General features: G+C 72.8%; 10 protein-coding genes. 5 read left to right on the top strand and 5 right to left on the bottom strand.

Going from position 1 to position 17215, the window contains the following annotated elements:
- Positions 1 to 16: 16 nt before the first annotated feature.
- From ACWCSV_RS03390 to ACWCSV_RS03380, 3 genes are all read right to left on the bottom strand, one after another.
- On the bottom strand, positions 17 to 694 hold the full coding sequence (locus tag ACWCSV_RS03390; protein ID WP_451138142.1) for a GntR family transcriptional regulator: 678 nt from the start codon (positions 692 to 694) through the stop codon (positions 17 to 19).
- Positions 695 to 1168: 474 nt separating this feature from the next.
- The gene (locus tag ACWCSV_RS03385; RefSeq protein WP_451138141.1) at positions 1169 to 2362 is read right to left on the bottom strand and encodes a hypothetical protein; all 1194 of its coding nucleotides are present in this window, start codon (positions 2360 to 2362) and stop codon (positions 1169 to 1171) included.
- Positions 2359 to 3318, bottom strand: coding sequence for a 5-dehydro-4-deoxyglucarate dehydratase (locus ACWCSV_RS03380; RefSeq protein WP_451138140.1), 960 nt, complete (start codon positions 3316 to 3318; stop codon positions 2359 to 2361). Before ACWCSV_RS03380 ends, ACWCSV_RS03385 begins: the two co-directional genes overlap by 4 nt.
- A gap of 255 nt (positions 3319 to 3573) precedes the next feature.
- On the opposite strand from ACWCSV_RS03380, the gene ACWCSV_RS03375 reads away from it, so the two are divergent.
- Both ACWCSV_RS03375 and ACWCSV_RS03370 read left to right on the top strand, forming a co-directional pair.
- The gene (locus tag ACWCSV_RS03375; protein WP_451138248.1) at positions 3574 to 4383 is read left to right on the top strand and encodes an NAD-dependent epimerase/dehydratase family protein; all 810 of its coding nucleotides are present in this window, start codon (positions 3574 to 3576) and stop codon (positions 4381 to 4383) included.
- A 152-nt stretch (positions 4384 to 4535) separates the two neighbouring features.
- A complete protein-coding gene (locus ACWCSV_RS03370; protein ID WP_451138139.1) occupies positions 4536 to 5768 on the top strand; it encodes a TerD family protein in 1233 nt (410 codons plus the stop codon).
- A gap of 155 nt (positions 5769 to 5923) precedes the next feature.
- Here ACWCSV_RS03370 and ACWCSV_RS03365 read toward each other — a convergent pair whose 3' ends face one another.
- A complete protein-coding gene (locus tag ACWCSV_RS03365; RefSeq protein ID WP_327175093.1) occupies positions 5924 to 6154 on the bottom strand; it encodes a hypothetical protein in 231 nt (76 codons plus the stop codon).
- 427 nt (positions 6155 to 6581) lie between these two features.
- Here ACWCSV_RS03365 and ACWCSV_RS03360 point away from each other — a divergent pair, with 427 nt between their 5' ends.
- From ACWCSV_RS03360 to ACWCSV_RS03350, 3 genes are all read left to right on the top strand, one after another.
- A complete protein-coding gene (locus tag ACWCSV_RS03360) occupies positions 6582 to 9167 on the top strand; it encodes a S8 family serine peptidase (RefSeq protein WP_451138138.1) in 2586 nt (861 codons plus the stop codon).
- Positions 9167 to 12115, top strand: coding sequence for an FG-GAP repeat domain-containing protein (locus tag ACWCSV_RS03355; RefSeq protein WP_451138137.1), 2949 nt, complete (start codon positions 9167 to 9169; stop codon positions 12113 to 12115). Before ACWCSV_RS03360 ends, ACWCSV_RS03355 begins: the two co-directional genes overlap by 1 nt.
- Before the next feature lie 85 nt (positions 12116 to 12200).
- Positions 12201 to 15542, top strand: coding sequence for an ATP-binding protein (locus tag ACWCSV_RS03350; RefSeq protein WP_451138136.1), 3342 nt, complete (start codon positions 12201 to 12203; stop codon positions 15540 to 15542).
- Positions 15543 to 15609: 67 nt separating this feature from the next.
- On the opposite strand, the gene ACWCSV_RS03345 is transcribed toward ACWCSV_RS03350, so the two are convergent.
- Positions 15610 to 17091, bottom strand: a complete 1482-nt coding sequence (locus ACWCSV_RS03345; RefSeq protein WP_451138135.1) for an alkaline phosphatase PhoX — start codon at positions 17089 to 17091, stop codon at positions 15610 to 15612.
- Positions 17092 to 17215 lie beyond the last annotated feature (124 nt).

The raw sequence follows: 17215 nt of genomic DNA, 5'->3' as shown, positions 1-17215 counted from the left end.
CTTTCGTCGATGTGGTTCACGCCTGCCCGCCCTCGGTGGCGTCGGCGGCGATGCCGGCTGAGCCGTCGGGGAAGGCGCGGCGCACGAACGACGCGATGTGTTCGTGGAGAGCGGCCGCCGCGCCCGCGGCGTCCGCGCCGAGCGCGAGCCGCAGGATCTCCCGGTGCTCGGCCGCCTCTCGCTCCCAGGACGGGTTGCTCGCCCACGCCACGGTGGAGACGAGCGCCGCCTGGTCGCGGACCTCGTCGAGCATCCGGCCCAGCAGCGGGTTGCCGCACGGCAGGTACAGGGCGCGGTGGAAGTCCCGGTTGGCCAGCGAGCGTTCGGCCTTGTCGGGTGCGGAATCGGCGCGTTCCAGGGCTTCTTGGGCCGCGTCCAGGGAGGCTCCGCAGGTGATCGTGCGGCGCAGCGCCTCCGGCTCGAGCAGCAGCCGTACGTCGTAGACCTCGCGCGCCATCTCGGCGTCCACGAACCGGACGGTGGCGCCCTTGTACTGGCTCATGACCACCAGACCGGTGCCGGCGAGCGTCTTCAGCGCCTCGCGTACCGGCGTCTTCGACACCCCGAACCGGCCCGCGAGTTCGGTCTCCACGAGTGCCTGCCCCGGCTGGAGCCGGCCCGTCAGGATCGCGTGCTTGATCGCCTCCAGCACGAACTGCGTCCTGGACGGGATCGGGGTGGGCGCAAAAGTCATGAAGGGCTCTCGCATCTCGCGTATCGCGTCTCATATATGACGTACGAAGTACGACGCGATGAAGCTAAAGCGGGCGAGATGTTTCGTCAACGCTTCGGACAGAAGAAGTTCGCTCGACTTCGCGAGAGCCATGCCGCCCGGCGGGCAGGGGCGTTGACCGGGAGGTGATCCACGGGACGCTGCGGCGCAGGTCGGGGCGGGCGCCGGGGGCCTGGCACCGCGCACGTCGGGCAGGGCGCGAACGTCCGCCCGCGGTAGGGGCGTACGGGCTTCTTCCGTCTCTCGGCGTTCCGATCGGCACACCCCCTCCAAACAGGCATGCCGACGACCGGCGGGAGGTCAGGTCTCCCGCCGGTCGTCGTGCCGGGGCAGCCGGTGCGGCCCGTACCGGAATCCGGTACGGGCTCTCATGCCCCGGCGGGCGTCATCCCGTCCGGCTCGTCCGGCCTGTCGTGCTCGTCCGGCTCGTCCGGCTCATCCGGTGGCGATACGTCCCAGCGCGCCGGAGACGGCCGCGAGGTCGGCGTCGGAGGCCAGTCCGGCGTGGTAGAGCCGGAGTTCGGTGGCACCCAGGGACGCGGCGTGGGCGGCGTCGCGCTCCAGCGTGGCGGGGCTGCCGCCCATGCCGGAGACCACGCCGAAGTTGGCGGCGAGCACACCCCGGTGCTCCGCGAACGGCCCGAGGACCGCCTCGCGGGCGGCGTCGCCCCCGGTGCACGGCAGCACCACGCCGTCGGCGACGGAGAGGATGTGCCCGGGGTCGACGCCGACGTTGGCGCCCGTACGGTGGAACGCCGGGTCCGCGTGCAGCAGGACCTGGAAGCCCCCCTCACCCGGAGCCCCGGCCGCGGTCTCCCGTACGGCGCCGACGGCGGCCTCCTGGAGGCCGTGGGCGACCTCGCGGCGCCATCCGAGGGTGGCCGCCGCGGTTCCGGCACCGAGCAGCTCCTCCACCCCGGCCCAGCCGGCCGCGGGTTCGGCCCCCGTCCACACCGGTTCCAGCGCGTGGCGCACGGCGGCGCGCAGTCCGTCCGGGTCGAGCCCGTGCCGGGCGTACCCGGCGGCGCACTCGGCGCAGAAGCAGAGCGACATCAGGTACTGGGCCGCCTCGCCGAGCGCCACCCCCTGGACCTTGTCGTGGCCGTGCAGGTGCGCGAAGCCGTACCAGCCGCACGACTCCAGCTCGGTGCCGCGCGCGCCGGGCCGGGTGGCCGACTCGGCTGCCAGGTCGACGAGGTGGGCGCGGACCTCGGGCCGGGCGATGCACGGGGCCCACGGATAGCGGTCCCCGTAGGCGTTGACCACGGAGGTCTGCGGGAACTCCTCGCCGAGGCGGGAGTTGTGCGCGAGGACGACCCAGCTGTGCACCTCCAGACCGGCGCCGGAGAGCGCCTCGGCCGCGGCCGCCCAAGGGTCCTCGCCCGGAGTCCACTTCTGGCTCCTGGGTGCCAGCTCCCGCCCCGCCCACCGCTTCTCGTCCGGCGGATAGAGCACCGCGGCGTACGAGGCGGTGACGATCCGGGTCGCGGGGTGACGCGGGGTGAGCGCCCGGGTGGAGTGGTACGCGGAGGCGAGGGTCACCTGCTGGACGCCCAGTCCCGCGATGCGGGCGGCGGCGTCCGGGTCGCCGACGACGTCCCAGGGGTAGAGGAAGGCCGAGGTCTTCACGCCCCGCCCCCCACGGCACGCTCCGCCAGCAGGGCCCGGCCGTCGTCGATGATCTGGGCGAGCTCCTTGACGTGCGCGGCGGGCGGTTCGGTGAGCGGGGTGCGCACCTCGCCGACGTCGAGCCCCTGGAGCCGTACGGCGGCCTTGACCAGGGAGACGGCGTAGCCGCGCCCCTTGGCGCGCAGTTCGACCAGCGGCCGGTAGAACCGGTCGAGCAGGGCGTCGGCCAACGCGTCGTCGCCCGATGCGAGCGCGCGGTAGAAGGCGAGCGCGATGTCGGGGGCGAAGGCGAAGACGGCGGAGGAGTAGAGCGTGACCCCGATGCCCCGGTAGGCGAGCCCGGTGAGTTCGGCGGTGGGCAGCCCGTTGAAGTAGAGGAAGTCGGCGCCCGGCAGCGCGGTGCGGACGGCGCTGACGATGCGCTGCATCAGGTCCAGGTCGCCGACCCCGTCCTTGAGGCCGATGATGCCGGGCGTGCGGGCCAGGGCGACGACGGTCTCGGGGGTGAAGACGGCGTTGTCGCGCTGGTAGACGATCGTCTCCAGGCTCGTCGCCGCGGCGAGCGCGGTGTAGTGCGCGAGCAGCCCCCGCTGGTCGGCGACGACGAGGTACGGGGGCATGGCGAGGAGCCCGTCCGCGCCGGCCGCCTCGGCGAGCTTGGCGTACTCCACCGCCAGCGCGGTGCCGTAACCGGCCCCGGCGACGACGGGTACCTGGCCGGCGGTCTCCTCGACCGCCGCGGCGACGACCCGCCCGAACTCGGCGGGTGTCAGCGCGTGGAACTCACCGGTGCCGCAGCAGGCGAAGACCGCCGCCGCGCCGGCGTCGATGCCCGCCCGGACGTGACGGCGGAACGCGGCGAGGTCCACGTCGCCGTCCGGGCCGTACGCGGTGACGGGGAAGAAGAGCGGCCCGGCGACTGCGGTGAGCCGGGCGGCAAGGGGGGCTGAGGTCACGGGCGCTCCCTGAGCGAGTTCCGGGCGTACACAATTCTGATTGATGTCCATATTCATGAACGACGTCACGCTAAGGCAGTTTCCCGGGGGCGGTCAAGGCGGAAACCGCGACGGTCGAAGCGAGTTCGACGCGCCCCACCCCTCTTGACGCGCGCCGTCACCCGTCCCTACGTTGTCCACGCATGTGAATGTCATCCATGGATCTGGCGCGTCGCGGTGCAGCCCCCGCCGCGCCGAGGAGGCCCAGTGCCCGGTTTGCCCGCTCCCCGCACGATTCTGCTCACCGGAGCCGCCGGCGGCCTCGGCACGCTGATGCGCGAGCTGCTCCCGGCCTACGGATACGAGCTGCGCCTCTTCGACCTCGTGCCGATCGAGGGCGAGCCCGACGCGATCGTCGCCGACCTGGCCGACCGGGAGGCGCTGCGCGAGGCGGTACGCGGCGTCGACGCGATCATCCACCTCGCCGGCATCTCGCTGGAAGCCTCCTTCGACAAGATCCTGCGCGCCAACATCGAGGGCACGTACAACCTGTACGAGGCGGCCCGCGAGGAGGGCGTGCGCCGGATCGTGTTCGCCTCCTCCAACCACGCGATCGGCTGGACCCCCGCCCCGGCCGCCGGTGAGCCGCTCATCCCGGTCGGCACGCCCCGGCGCCCCGACACCTTCTACGGCCTCTCCAAGTCCTTCGGCGAGGACCTGGCCCAGCTCTACCAGGACAAGCACGGCGTCGAGACCGTTTCGGTCCGCATCGGCTCCTGCTTCCGCGAGCCGACGTCGGTGCGGATGCTCTCGGTCTGGATGAGCCCGGAGGACGGCGCCCGCCTCTTCCACGCCGCGCTCACCGCCCCGGACGTCGCCCACACGGTGGTCTACGGCTCCTCCGCCAACACCCGGCTGTGGTGGGACCTGTCGGCCGCCCGGGCGCTCGGGTACGAGCCGGAGGACGACTCGGAGCGGTTCGCGGAGAAGCTGGTCGCCGAATTCGGTGAGCTGGACCCGGCCGACCCGGCCCAGACGCACGTCGGCGGCCCCTTCGTCACCGACCCGCCGATCTGGCCGTACTGAGCCTCCGGACCGCGCAGAACACCCGGGGTCCGGCCGGAGGGGGGGCGCGCGGCCTCCTCCGGCGCGCTCGCCCGTACAGGTAAGGATCCGGAGGGCACGGAAGGGACGGAAGGTAAGGGAACGGCAAAGCGGGGTCGTTCGTTACCCCGGTCATGACCGCAATGACCCCCGGCTCGAACATCCCTCTCTCCGCCGTCCGCGTGGCGGTGGACGTCGCCGCCCCGGTGCGGCTCGACGTCTCGGGCCTGCTGCTCTCCGCCGACGGCAAGGTCCGCTCCGACGACGACTTCATCTTCTACAACCAGCCCTCGGGCCCCGGAGTGACCTACCGCTCCGGCGGCGGCACGGCGCCGGACTCGATCGTGGTCGACACCGCGGCGGTGCCGCCCGGGATCGAGAAGATCGTCGTCACCGCGAGCCCCGACGCGGCGGGCCAGACCTTCCAGGGCATCGAGCCCACCGCCACCGTGCGCGACGCCGACAGCGGCAGCGCCCTCGCGACGTTCACCCCGCCGCGTCTGGGCACCGAGACGGCGCTCGTGGTCATCGAGATCTACCGCCGCCAGGGCGCCTGGAAGGCCCGCGCGGTCGGCCAGGGGTACGCCGACGGCCTGGCGGGCATCGCCACGGACTTCGGCGTGACGGTGGAGGAGCCCGCCGCCCAGCCCGCTCCCCCGGCCCCCGCCACCCAGGCGGCTCCCGCCCCTGCCGCACAGGCGTTTCCGCAGGCCGCACCCGTGGACCCGAGGATCGCTCCGCCGATGCCGCCCGCGCCCCCGGCCGCCCCGCCGGCTGCCGCGGCCTCCGGGAAGATCAACCTCGACAAGGGCCGGGTCAGCCTCCGGAAGAACCAGACGGTCTCGCTGGTCAAGGGCGGCCGTCCGCTGCTGTCACAGGTCAAGATGGGCCTCGGCTGGGAGCCCGCGTTCCGGGGCAAGGACATCGACCTGGACGCCTCGGTGATCGCCTACGGCCCCGACCGCAAGCACCTGGACAGCTGCTACTTCGGCAAGCTGTCCATCCTCAACGGCGCGATCAAGCACTCCGGCGACAACCTCACCGGTGAGGGGGCGGGGGACGACGAGGTGATCGTCGTGGACCTCGGCCGCATCCCCGCGGAGGCCACCGGCCTCGTCTTCACGGTGAACTCCTTCACCGGCCAGAAGTTCACCGAGGTGGCGAAGGCGTACTGCCGGCTGCTCGACGCGGCCACCGGCGAGGAGCTGGTCCGCTTCGACCTGAGCAGCACGGAGCCGCAGACCGGGGTGATGATGGCCAAGCTGATCAAGCAGTTCACCGGCGAGTGGGAGATGACCGCCATGGGCGAGTACGTGAAGTCACGCACCGTACGCGGCATGGTGAAGCCCGCGGCCGCGGCTCTCTAGCCGTACGGCCCCGAGCGGTCCGGCGTCCCGCGGGAACGGCCCCGGAAAGGCTTCCGGGGCACCTGGTGTCTCGCAGGTGCCCCGGTTCCGGATGTCCTCCGGCGGACGGCCGCTCGTGCCCGTGGACATGTCCGTCCGACACGTCCCTGGCGCTCTCAGAGCTTGGTCAGCTTGGAGTACGGGCTGAGGATCCTCCCCTGACGCCCGGCGAAGTCGATCAGGACTGCGTCGTTGTCGCCCTCGACAGCGAGAATGCGCCCGAGGCCGAACTGGTCGTGCGACACCCGGTCGCCCACGTCGAAGCATTCGACCGGTGGGGCCGCCTGGGCCGGGCGGTTGAAGGGACTGGAAGGCAGGTGACGCCGGGATCCGGCTGACTGTTTCATTACCTTGAGTATGCGCCACCCGGACGCCGGGCGCTATGCCCGTTCCCGCCCTCGGCCCAGTAGTGCCGCATTCGTGATGCGCCCGCGACCAGGGCCGGTCGCCGCGACGACGCGCTTCGGACGGCGCGGCCGCCCAGGTCATCGGTCCGGAAAGACCCCCGAAGGTGTGGCGGTTCGGGGGCGTCCGGCGGGGGGCGGAGCCGCCCGCCGGGCCCGATCCGCCGCATGGGCGGCGAGCGGCGGACGAGCCGCCGACGGGCGGCGCCCGCCCGGCGGGCCCGGCGGGCCGTCACCCGTGCCCGGCCCGGCCCCCCGGTCCCGCGCATCGGTCCCGTCCACCGGACACCACTGCGGGCTGTAATGCCCGAGTAACGGCGTCTGCCTAACGTCCGGGCTCCCCCGTACCGTCCCTGGAGGAGCACCCCCGATGCACCTGCCCCGATCGTCCCGGCGCAGATCCGCCGCGCTGGTGGCCGCCGCGCTCACCGCCGCCGGTCTGCTGATCGGCCCCCCGGCCGCGGCCGCCGACGCGGCGCCGTCCCCGAAGGTCGACTCCGCCCTGCGAGACGCCGTCGACGGCGGTGGCGAGGCGACCTTCTTCGTCACGCTGAAGGACCAGGCGGACCTGTCCTCCGCCAAGAAGCAGAAGTCCCACGCGGCGCGGGCCAAGGCCGCCTACGGCGAGCTGCGCGCACACGCCGAGTCCAGCCAGAAGTCGCTCAACTCTTTCCTCGACAAGGAAAAGGTGAGCCATGAAGGTTACTGGATCGCGAACACCGTCAAGGTGACCGGTGACCAGGACCTGATCAATCAGCTGGCGAAGCGCTCGGACGTCGCGAGCATCGTCAAGGAGCGGCACTACCAGCTCGACGACATGGAGACTTCCGACGCGAAGATCACCACGTCGCGCACCAACCCCTCGGCCGCGGGCTCGTCGGCCAGGAGCGCCACGGACTCCTCCGCGAACGGTGACACCACCCCCGAGTGGGGCGTGGCCGACATCAACGCCGACGACGTGTGGAACCAGTACGACGACCGCGGCGAGGGCATCGTCATCGCCAGCGTCGACTCGGGCGTGCAGTTCGACCACCCCGACCTGGTGGCCCAGTACCGGGGCAACAACGGCGACGGCACCTTCACGCACGACTACAACTTCTACGACCCGTCCGGGACCTGCGCCGCCGACGGCACCCCGTGCGACAACAACGGTCACGGCACCCACACGATGGGCACCATGGTCGGCAAGAACGGCATCGGCATCGCGCCGAACGCCAAGTGGATCGCCGCCAAGGGCTGCGAGTCGAGCCAGTGTTCGGACGAGTACCTGCTCGCCGCCGGCCAGTGGATCCTCGCGCCGACCGACCACAACGGGCAGAACCCGCGCCCGGACATGGCGCCGAACATCGTCAACAACTCCTGGGGCGGCGACGACACGACGTTCTACCAGGACATCGTCGAGGCCTGGAACTCCGCGGGCATCTTCGAGGCGTTCGCGGCCGGCAACGACGGTGACGGCACCACCTGCTCCACCGCACACGCCCCCGGTTCGCAGGCTCCCGCCTACGGCGTAGGCGCGTACGACGCGAACGGCGAGATCGCGTCCTTCTCCGGTTTCGGCCCGTCGCTGGTCGACGGTTCGGCGAAGCCGAACATCTCGGCACCGGGCGTGAACGTCGAGTCGACGTGGCCGGGTTCTTCGTACAACACGGAGAACGGCACCTCGATGGCCACCCCGCACGTCGCGGGCGCGGTCGCCCTCCTGTGGTCGGCGGCCCCCTCGCTGATCGGCGACATCCAGGGAACGCGCGACCTGCTCAACCAGGGCGCACGTGACGTCGACGACACCCACTGCGGTGGCACCGCCGGCATGAACAACGTCTGGGGCGAGGGCAAGCTCGACATCCTCGCCTCCGTCGACAAGGCCCCGCACACCGCCGGCACCGTCAGCGGCAGGATCACCGACAAGGCCACCGGCGCCGCCCTCTCCGGCATCGTCGTCAAGGCCACCAACGCCACCTACGGCACCCGGACGGTCACCACCGGCACCGACGGCGCCTACCGCCTGTCGCTCAACCCGGGCCGCTACGACTTCGCCCTCAGCGGCTACGGCTACGCGACCGCCCAGGTCACCGGCGTCGAGGTCACCGAGAACCAGGCCCTGACGCAGGATGTCGCACTGTCCACCGTCCCCTCGCACAAGGTCACCGGAACCGTCCTGGACGTCACCGGCAAGGCGCTGCCCGGCGCGACCGTCGAGCTGACCGGCTCCCCGGTCCCCTCGGTCGTCACCAACGCCAAGGGCAAGTACACCCTGCCGAAGGTCGCCGAGGGCTCCTACACCCTGACCGTGAAGCCGACCGCGCCGGTCCTGTGCAACGGCGTCTTCACCGGCTCCACCACCGTCGCCGCCGACCTGACCAAGGACGTCCAGGTCCCGGCCCGCACCGACGCCGCCGGCAACAGCTGCGCCCCGGCCGCCTACTCATGGATCGCCGGTTCGAAGAAGGTCGCCCTGACCGGTGACGAGGACGCCACGACGATCTCGCTGCCCTTCCCGGTGAAGCTGTACGGGGTCTCGTACTCCACGACCTCCGTCACCACCGACGGCATGCTGAACTTCCTGGCGCCGCGCGTCGGTGACTACGCGAACACCGCGCTGCCGACCGAGTACAACCCCAACGGCTTCGTCGCCCCGCTCTGGGACGACCTGACGCTCGACAAGAAGTCGTCCGTCCAGACCGCCACCACCGGCACCACCGGCAGCCGTAGGTTCGCCGTCGTCTGGAACGACGCGGCCTACGCGAACGGCACCACCGGGCGCGCCACCTTCGAGGCCGTCTTCGACGAGGCCACCGGCGCGGTGACCCTGCAGTACAAGTCGGTCGCGGACCAGGGTGCGGGTGCCACCGTCGGCATCCAGAACCAGGCCGGTACCGACGCCCTCCAGTACGCCTACAACCAGTCGGTCATCACCGCCGGTTCGGCGATCCGCTTCACGCAGGGAGCCAAGTGATGAGAAACCTCCACTCGCGGCGGGGCCTCCAGCTCGCCTCCGCCCTGGTCGCCGCCGGGCTCTGCCTGAGCGTCGCCCCGCAGGCCCTGGCCGCCGACGGCGGTGACGGCGTCCTGAAGCTGACAGCCGCCCAGGCGCAGCAGCTGACCGCCGACGTCGCCCTCGACCCGTACGGTGACGCGGCCGAGAACCAGGTCAGCCCCAAGGCCGAGGACGCGCCGGCGTCCGGTACGGACGAGACGTCCTCCGGCTCCGGCTCGTCGCCTGACGGCGCGTCCACCGACGCCGCCACCGACGCCGCCGCCCCGGTCACCTTCACCGGAAAGTCCTCCCTGGAGGGCGTGCGGGGCATGGGCGCGACCGTGCCCGTCGGAAAGAACGGGAACTACCTCACCGTCCACAGCCGGGGCAACGTGCAGCTGCACACCGCCGACGGCGAGTCCGTGTGGGAGCGCACCAACACCTCGTACTACGCGGACTGGCAGGTCAAGCCGCTGCGGCCGTGGCAGACCGAGCCGTTCCCGGTGCGGATCATGATGGGCTACAACGCTGTCTCGCCGTTCGCCCCGTCCTCCGACTCCGGCTACTCGACGGGCGACCTGACCGGTGACGGCGTCGACGACATCGTCTTCTCGGCGAGCGTCGGCATCGCGTCCTACCGCCCGTTCACCTCGCCCGGCTCGTCGCTGCCCAACGGCACGTTCGTGACGATCCTCGACGGCAGGACCGGCAGGACGGTGTGGTCGAAGCTGTACGACTACGCCACCATGGTCAAGATCGTCGACGGGACGCTGCTCGTCGCCGACTCGCCCCGGATGAACATGAACTCGCCGGCCGCCGACACGGCGAAGCTCCACGGCATCCGCTTCTCGTCGGCGGACGGCAAGCTGACCCCGTCGTCCACGTGGACGTACGACACCGGTGAGGCCGGGGACTCCGCCTGGGGCGACATCCAGGACCTCGGCAAGGGCAAGGTCGCCGTCTCCTGGGACCGCGCCAAGTCCGGCACCGTCGAAGGGCGGGGCCACACCCTCGCCCTGAACGTGGCGGACGGCTCGGTCACCTGGCAGACCGACAGCGTGCTCTACAGCCGCCAGCTGCGCGTCGACACCGGCCGCAAGCGGCTCGTCGCCGTCGAGCAGGCCGACGTCAACGACGCGGTGAAGTACGAGATCGTCGCCTACGACCTGAAGAACGGCAACCGCTCGACGCTGGACAGCCGGGTCAACGTGCTGCCCACCGCCCTGACGGTCGGTGACCTCACCGCCAAGGCGGGCGACGAGTACGTGGTCGCCGAGTCCTCCCTGGACAACTACCTCCAGGTGAACGCCAACACGGTGCGCGTGGTGAACGGCGACGCCCCCGGCAAGCTGCTCTGGTCGCAGACGACCAAGCGCGACGCCGACAACACCGACAACGGGCCGAGCGTCTGGCGTCTCCAGGTCGCCGACGGCAAGCTCGTCGCCGCGGGCGAGGACGACCGCAAGGTCTTCGAGTCGCAGAACCCGGGCGGCGCGCGCTTCGCCGCGACGACCGTGTACTCGGGCAAGGGCACCCTCGTCTGGCAGAACAAGGGCCTCAGCGGCGCGCCGATGTACCAGGACGTCTTCAGCGACGCCGCTGGCACCCACGTCCGCGTCATCGACCAGAGCCAGAACATCCGGACGTATCGGCTCACCAACGGCAAGCAGGAGAACATCACTCCGCTCCAGGCGGACATCTCCTACGCGCAGACCGCCGACGTGAACAAGGACGGCAAGGCCGACGTCGTGATGGCCGGTTCGTCGGACGGCGTGTGGGCCTACTCCGGTCCCTCACTCCTCTCCGGCAAGCCCGAGAAGCTGTGGCGCGCCACCGTCCCCGGCGCGGTGCACGACATGCGGAAGGGTGACGTCAACGGCGACGGCAAGGACGAGATCGTCGTCGCCGCCGACTCCGCCGTGGTCGTCCTGAACGCGAAGAACGGCAAGACGCTGGCCACCATCGACAGCGGCGGCCAGTTCGTCCACTCCGTCGAGCTCGCCGACCTCGACGGCGACGGCGAGCAGGACATCGTCGTTCCGACGAACACCCTGAACGCCTACTACGGCGACGGGCACAGGATCTGGTCGTACGCGGCGCCCGAGGACCTCGGCGACGTGGTCTTCTCCGACCCGTCGGTCCAGGACGGCAAGGTCTACACCTCGTACTCCAAGGCCGACTCGCTCGGCCTGGCCGACCCGGCGGCGACCGCGCTCGCGCTCAACGCCAGGACCGGCAGGACGAAGTGGAACATCGCACCGCAGGCCCCGGCCGTCTCGACCGACGGGGTCATCCACGCCGCACTCACCTACCAGGGCACCTTCGCCTCCCCGGAGATCCCGTACGCGGACGGCCACGCGGTCGCCTACACGTGGGAGATCCAGGCGCAGCCGTTCGCCAACTCCACCGACAGCCCGTCTCCGCACACCTACCTGGAGATCCGTGACGGCCGCACCGGCGCGGTCGTGCACTCCGCGACCATGGGCGGGCTGTGGACGCACGGCGGCTTCTTCACCGACGAAGGCAGCCTCTACGAGGCGGGCACCTCGTCCTTCCGGAGGTACTCCGGTGAGGGCACCGAGGACGCCCTGGCCTCGGTGATCGGCCAGACCTACAACGGCGCGTTCGCCACCGGGCCCGGCGGCCGGAAGCTGCTGATCGCCGGCAGCGAGGGCTCCATCTCCGCCTATGCCGGGGACGCGGACTTCTTCGAGAGCGGCCGGTCCTTCCAGTCGACTCTCGGCGACGCCGGCCTGATCGGCGCCCGCAACTTCCTCGCCGCCGACCTCGACGGCGACGGCACCGACGAGGTGGTCTCGCTCCAGGGCGACGACTACGGCCTCGACCGGCTCGCCGAGGACCTCGGCGGCCGCTACCTGGTCGACGACAACGGCATCCACCAGGTCGCCACGTACAAGCTCTCCTGACCCGCGGGCTGACGCCCTGACGTGACACGGACCCCCCGGGCCTCGCCCGGGGGGTCCCATGCGTGTTCGATTACAGTGCATCCTGATGAACGCGCAACGACCGGACAGCACGACTTCCGCCGCGCCGTTGCTGCGCCTGCACCTGCTCGGCGGATTCCACGCCACCCGCGACGGTGGCCCCGAGCTCGCCGACCGGTGGCCGCGCCCCGGCGCCCGCGCGCTGGTGAAGCTGCTCGCCGTCGTCCCCGGTCACCGCCTCCACCGCGAGGAGGCCATCGCCGTCTGCTGGCCCGACGCCGGTCCGAAGGCCGCCGCCGGCAGCCTGCGGGTCGCCCTGCACGCCGCCCGCCGCGCCCTGGAACCCGAACTCGCCCCGCGCGCCACCTCCTCGTACCTGGTCTCCGACGGGGCGCTGCTCCACCTCGACCCGGTCACCGTGTGGATCGACGCCGACGAGGCCGAGGCCTCGGCCCGCACCGCCCTCGCCGACGGCGGGCCCGACGAACTGATGGCCGCGATCGGCCGGTTCACCGGCGAACTGCTGCCGGAGGACCGGTACGCGCGCTGGGCGGACGACCGGCGCGGCCGGCTCACCCTGCTCCGCGAGCAACTGCTGCTCCGGCTCGCCGGGCAGCACCTGGAGCGGGGTGCGGCGGCCGATGCGGCGGCCGTCGCCGAACAGGTCCTCGCGGGCAGCCCCGCCGAGGAGCTGGCCCACCGCATCCTCATCGACGCCTGGCTGCGCCAGGGGCTGCGGCGCCGGGCCGTGCACCAGTACCACGTGTGCCGCGAGGCGCTCGACACCGAACTCGGGGTGCGACCGGGCCCGGAGACGGAGCGTCTGCACCGGGCCGCGCTGGCCGCCACACCCGCTCCCGTGCCCGCCACCCCCCTGCTCCCCGCCCCGCTGCGGGCGGTGGCCGCACCGCCGCTGCGGGGCCGCGACGCGGTGCTGCGCCGTCTCCTCGCGGCGGAAGGGCCGCCCCTCACCCTGCTCACCGGTGAGGCGGGGGTGGGGAAGACCCGCCTGGTCGGCGAGGTGGCGCGGCGGGCCGCCTCGGCCGGTACGGCCGTGCTCTGGGGCAGCGGCCAGGACGCCGGGGGGCACACGCCGTACGGGGCGTTCGCGGAGGCGCTCGACGGCTGGCTCGCCGAGCACAGCGCGGCCGAGCGGGCCCGGGTCGGCACCGAGTACCCCGAACTGGCGGCGTTCCTGCCGTCGCTCGGGCAGGTGGGGACGACCGGCGAGCGCAGCCCGGAGGAGGAGCGGGACCGGCTGTTCCGGGCGAGCACGGCGCTCCTCGGCGATCTGGCGGCGGTCCGCCCGGTGCTGGTGGTGCTCGACGACCTGCACAGCGCCGACTCCGGTTCGTACCAGCTCCTCGGCCATCTGGCCCGGCGGGCCGTGCAGCGGGGCACGGCGCTGCGCTTCCTGGCGACCTACCGCGAGGAGGAGCTTCCCGACGGCGACGCGCGCCGCTCGGTGGTGGCCTCGCTGATGCGCCAGCGCCTCTCCGTGCGCGAGGAGTTGGAGCGCCTCGACAAGGAGGCGTGCCTGGCGGTGGTACGTGACGCGGGCGGCGGGCCGCCGCACGGCGGCGGGGCCCACCGGGTGTGGGAACTCTCCCTCGGCAACCCGCTCTTCGCCCTCGAACTCGCCCGCGACCTGCCCCGCGGCGACATGGGCGACTACGCCCCCGAGGGGGTGCGGGACCTGGTGGCCGACCGGCTCGAACGGCTCGACACGGACGCGCGCCGCCTGGTCGAGGCGCTCTCGGTGGCCGGCGGTGACGCGGCCCTCTCCGAACTGCTCGACGTCGCCGAGCACGGGCTCAACCCGCAGGTGTCCGGCGCGGCGGCGGCCGACGCCCTGGAACGTGCCATCGCCGCCTCGCTCGTCGAGGAACGGCAGGTGGTGGTGGCCGGGCGGCCCGAGGCCGGGGTCGCCTTCCGCCATCCGCTGGTCCGGCTGACCTGCTACGAGCAGCTGGCCGTGGTCCGCCGCAGGCAGTTGCACGCCGCGTTCGCGCAGGCGGTCCAGCGGCGGCGGCCCGACGCCGTCGACACCCTCGCCTCCCACTTCGCGCGCGCCGACGACCCGCGCGCCGCCGAGTACCTGCGCCGGGCCGCCGAACGGGCCGCCGCCCTGTACGCCAACGACGCCGCCGACCGCTACTACCGCGACCTGGTGGCCCGCCTCGACGTCGACGCGGCCCGCGCCCGCCTCGCGCACGCCCATGTCCTGCGCAGGATGGGCCACTTCGAGCAGGCCGCCGATGCGGTACGGCTCGCCCTGGCAGAGTTCGAGCGGCGCGGCGACCACGACGACGCGGTCCTCGCGGCGGCGCTGCTCGCCGAGACGCTCGCCAAGACGAGCGGCCCGGGCACCGGCCTGCGGACCCTGCGGGACCACCCGGTGAACGAGGACACCGCACCGGAACCGGCCGCCGGCCACTACCTCGCCCTCTCCCTCATCCGCTGCGTCCAGGGCCGGTACATGGCCGGGGCCGAGGCCGCCCTGGACGCCCTGGCCGCCGCCCGGAACGTGCCGGGAACGCGCGGACAGGGCCTGTCGGCCCGCGCGTTCGGCCTGCGGGCCGCCAACCTCGGCCTCGCCGGCCACCTCGACCAGGCACGCGAGGCGGGCGACCGGGCCCTGGCGCCGGCCGAGGCGTACGGGGACCCGACGCTGCTCGGTACGGTCCTGTCGACGCTGCGGGAGAACGCGCGACGGGCCGGCCGGCTGCGCGAGGCGGTCGAGATCGGCGCCCGCGCGCTCGGGCTGGCCAAGCAGTCCGGCGATCCGACGGCCGCCGCGTTCGAGCGCGGGAACCTCGCCGAACTCCGCCTGCTCCTCGAAGAACCCGAACCGGCCCGCGCGCTCGCCGAACAGGCCGTGGCGGGCGCGGAGGCCTACGAGGCCTGGTGCCTCCCCTACGCCCTGGCCACGATGGCCCGGGTACGGGCGTTCCTGGGCGACCCCGCGGAGGCCGCCGCCCTCCTGGACCGCGCCGGAGCCGCCGCCACCGCCCTCGGCGACCGCCAGGCCGAGTACGAGGTGCGCACCGCCCGCGCCGAATCCGCCCTGCGCGCACGCCGTCCCGACGACGCGCTGCGTGCCCTGGACGGCCACACCGGCGACGCCCCGGTCCTGGTGGCCTGGGCGGAACTCCTGTCGGGACGCCCCGAGAGCGCGGCGCGCCTGGCCCGCGCCGAGGTGACCCGGTCCGAGCGCACCGGGGAGCGCCTCGCCGAGGTGGAGGCCCGGACAGCGCTCGGCACCGCCCTCTCCCGGCTCGCCCAGGAGCGGGAGGGCGCCAGGGAACTGGCCCGCGCCGAGGCCCTGGCCAGGACCCTGCCGTACCCGGCGGGAGCCCGCAGGACCGAGCGGGCGCGGGCGCTGCTGCGCGAGGCGCGACTCGGGTGACGCCGGGCCCCGCCTGGGCCGGACCGCGGGTGAGGCGCCGGCCCGGCCCGCTGGTGGGGCGGTGCCGCTACTTGTTCGGCTGGCGCTTCCAGGGCCCCGTGATGGCGAGCATGATGCCGGGGGTCTGGATGTTGGCGAAGAGGGTCCTGCCGTCGGGCGAGAAGGTGACCCCGGTGAACTCGCTGTACGCGGGCTTCTCGGCCGTGCCCTCGTTCAGCTCGTTGCGCGCGATGGGGTAGGTGGCTCCGCTGTCGGTCGCCCCGAAGAGGTGCTGGACACCCTCGCCGTCCTCGGCGATGACCAGGCCGCCGTACGGCGAGACGGTGATGTTGTCCGGACCGTCGAAGGCGCCGTCCTTCGACGGGTCGGGGTTGACGCCGAGGAGCACCTTGAGGGTGAGGGTGCGGCGCTTGGGGTCGTAGAACCAGACCTGGCCGTCGTGCTGGACGGGGCTCTCCGAGCGGGCGAACGAGGAGACGATGTAGACGCCGCCGTCGCCCCACCACATGCCTTCGAGCTTGCGGGCGCGGGTGACCTCCGTGCCGGTGAACTGCTTGCGCACGGAGACCGTCCTGGCATCGCGGTCCGGGACGTCGACCCAGTCGACGCCGTACACGGTGCCGATCTTCGTGGCGCGGGACAGGTCGTCGACGAACGCGCCGCTCTTGTCGAAGCACTTGGTGGCCTGGAGGACACCGGCGTCGTCGGCGAGCGTGCGGAGCTTGCCGCGGCCGTGCTTGAAGCCGTGCGGCGGGACCCAGCGGTAGAGCAGCCCGTTCGGGGTGGCCGCGTCCTCGGTGAGGTAGGCGTGGCCGCGCTGCGGGTCGATGACGACGGCCTCGTGGGCGAACCGCCCGAAGGCCTTGACGGGGCGCGGGTCGCGGTTGGCGCGCTTGTCGTAGGGGTCGACCTCGAAGACGTAGCCGTGGTCCTTGAGGAGTCCGTTCTTGCCCGCCCGGTCCTCGGTCTCCTCGCAGGTCAGCCAGGTGCCCCACGGGGTCGCGCCGCCCGCGCAGTTGGTGGACGTACCGGCGATGCCGACCCACTCGGCGGTGTGGCCGCCCTGGCGGGTCTCCACGACGGTGCAGCCGCCCGCCGCGACCGGGTCGTAGACGAGGCCCTCGGTGAGCGGGACGGGGCGCGGCCAGTCGGCGCGCGTACCGCTCAGCTCGTGGTTGTTGACCAGGAGGGTGACGCCGCGCGGTCCCTCGAAGGCGGCGGTGCCGTCGTGGTTGGAGGGGGTGGTCTCGCCCGACTCCAGCTTGGTGACACCGCTGTGCGTGACGATCCGGTACGAGAAGCCGGCGGGCAGCGCCAGGATGCCCTTGGGGTCGGCGATCAGCGGGCCGTAGCCGGGCGCCTTGGTGTGACCGTGGTGGCCGCGGTCGTCGTGGTCGTCGTGGTCGTCGTGCCCGCCGCGGCCGTGTCCGTCGTGCTCCGCGGCGAGGGCACCGGGCGCGGTGGCCAGGGTGCCGACCACCCCGGTGAGGGCGATTCCGGCGCCGGCTACGGCGGACTGTCGGTTGAATTCCCTGCGCGTGAACGACATGACGGGCTCCTGTGCGGTGTCCGGGACGCTGGCGCGCCCACATTCGCGGCCCGAGGCCAACTCCGCATGAACTGCGGGCGACTTGTGGGCACACCCTTGCCGTGCAACGGAAGCCCCGGATCAT

This window comes from Streptomyces sp. NPDC001770 (genome assembly GCF_053596135.1).
This window is presented reverse-complemented; position numbering and strand designations above follow the sequence as displayed.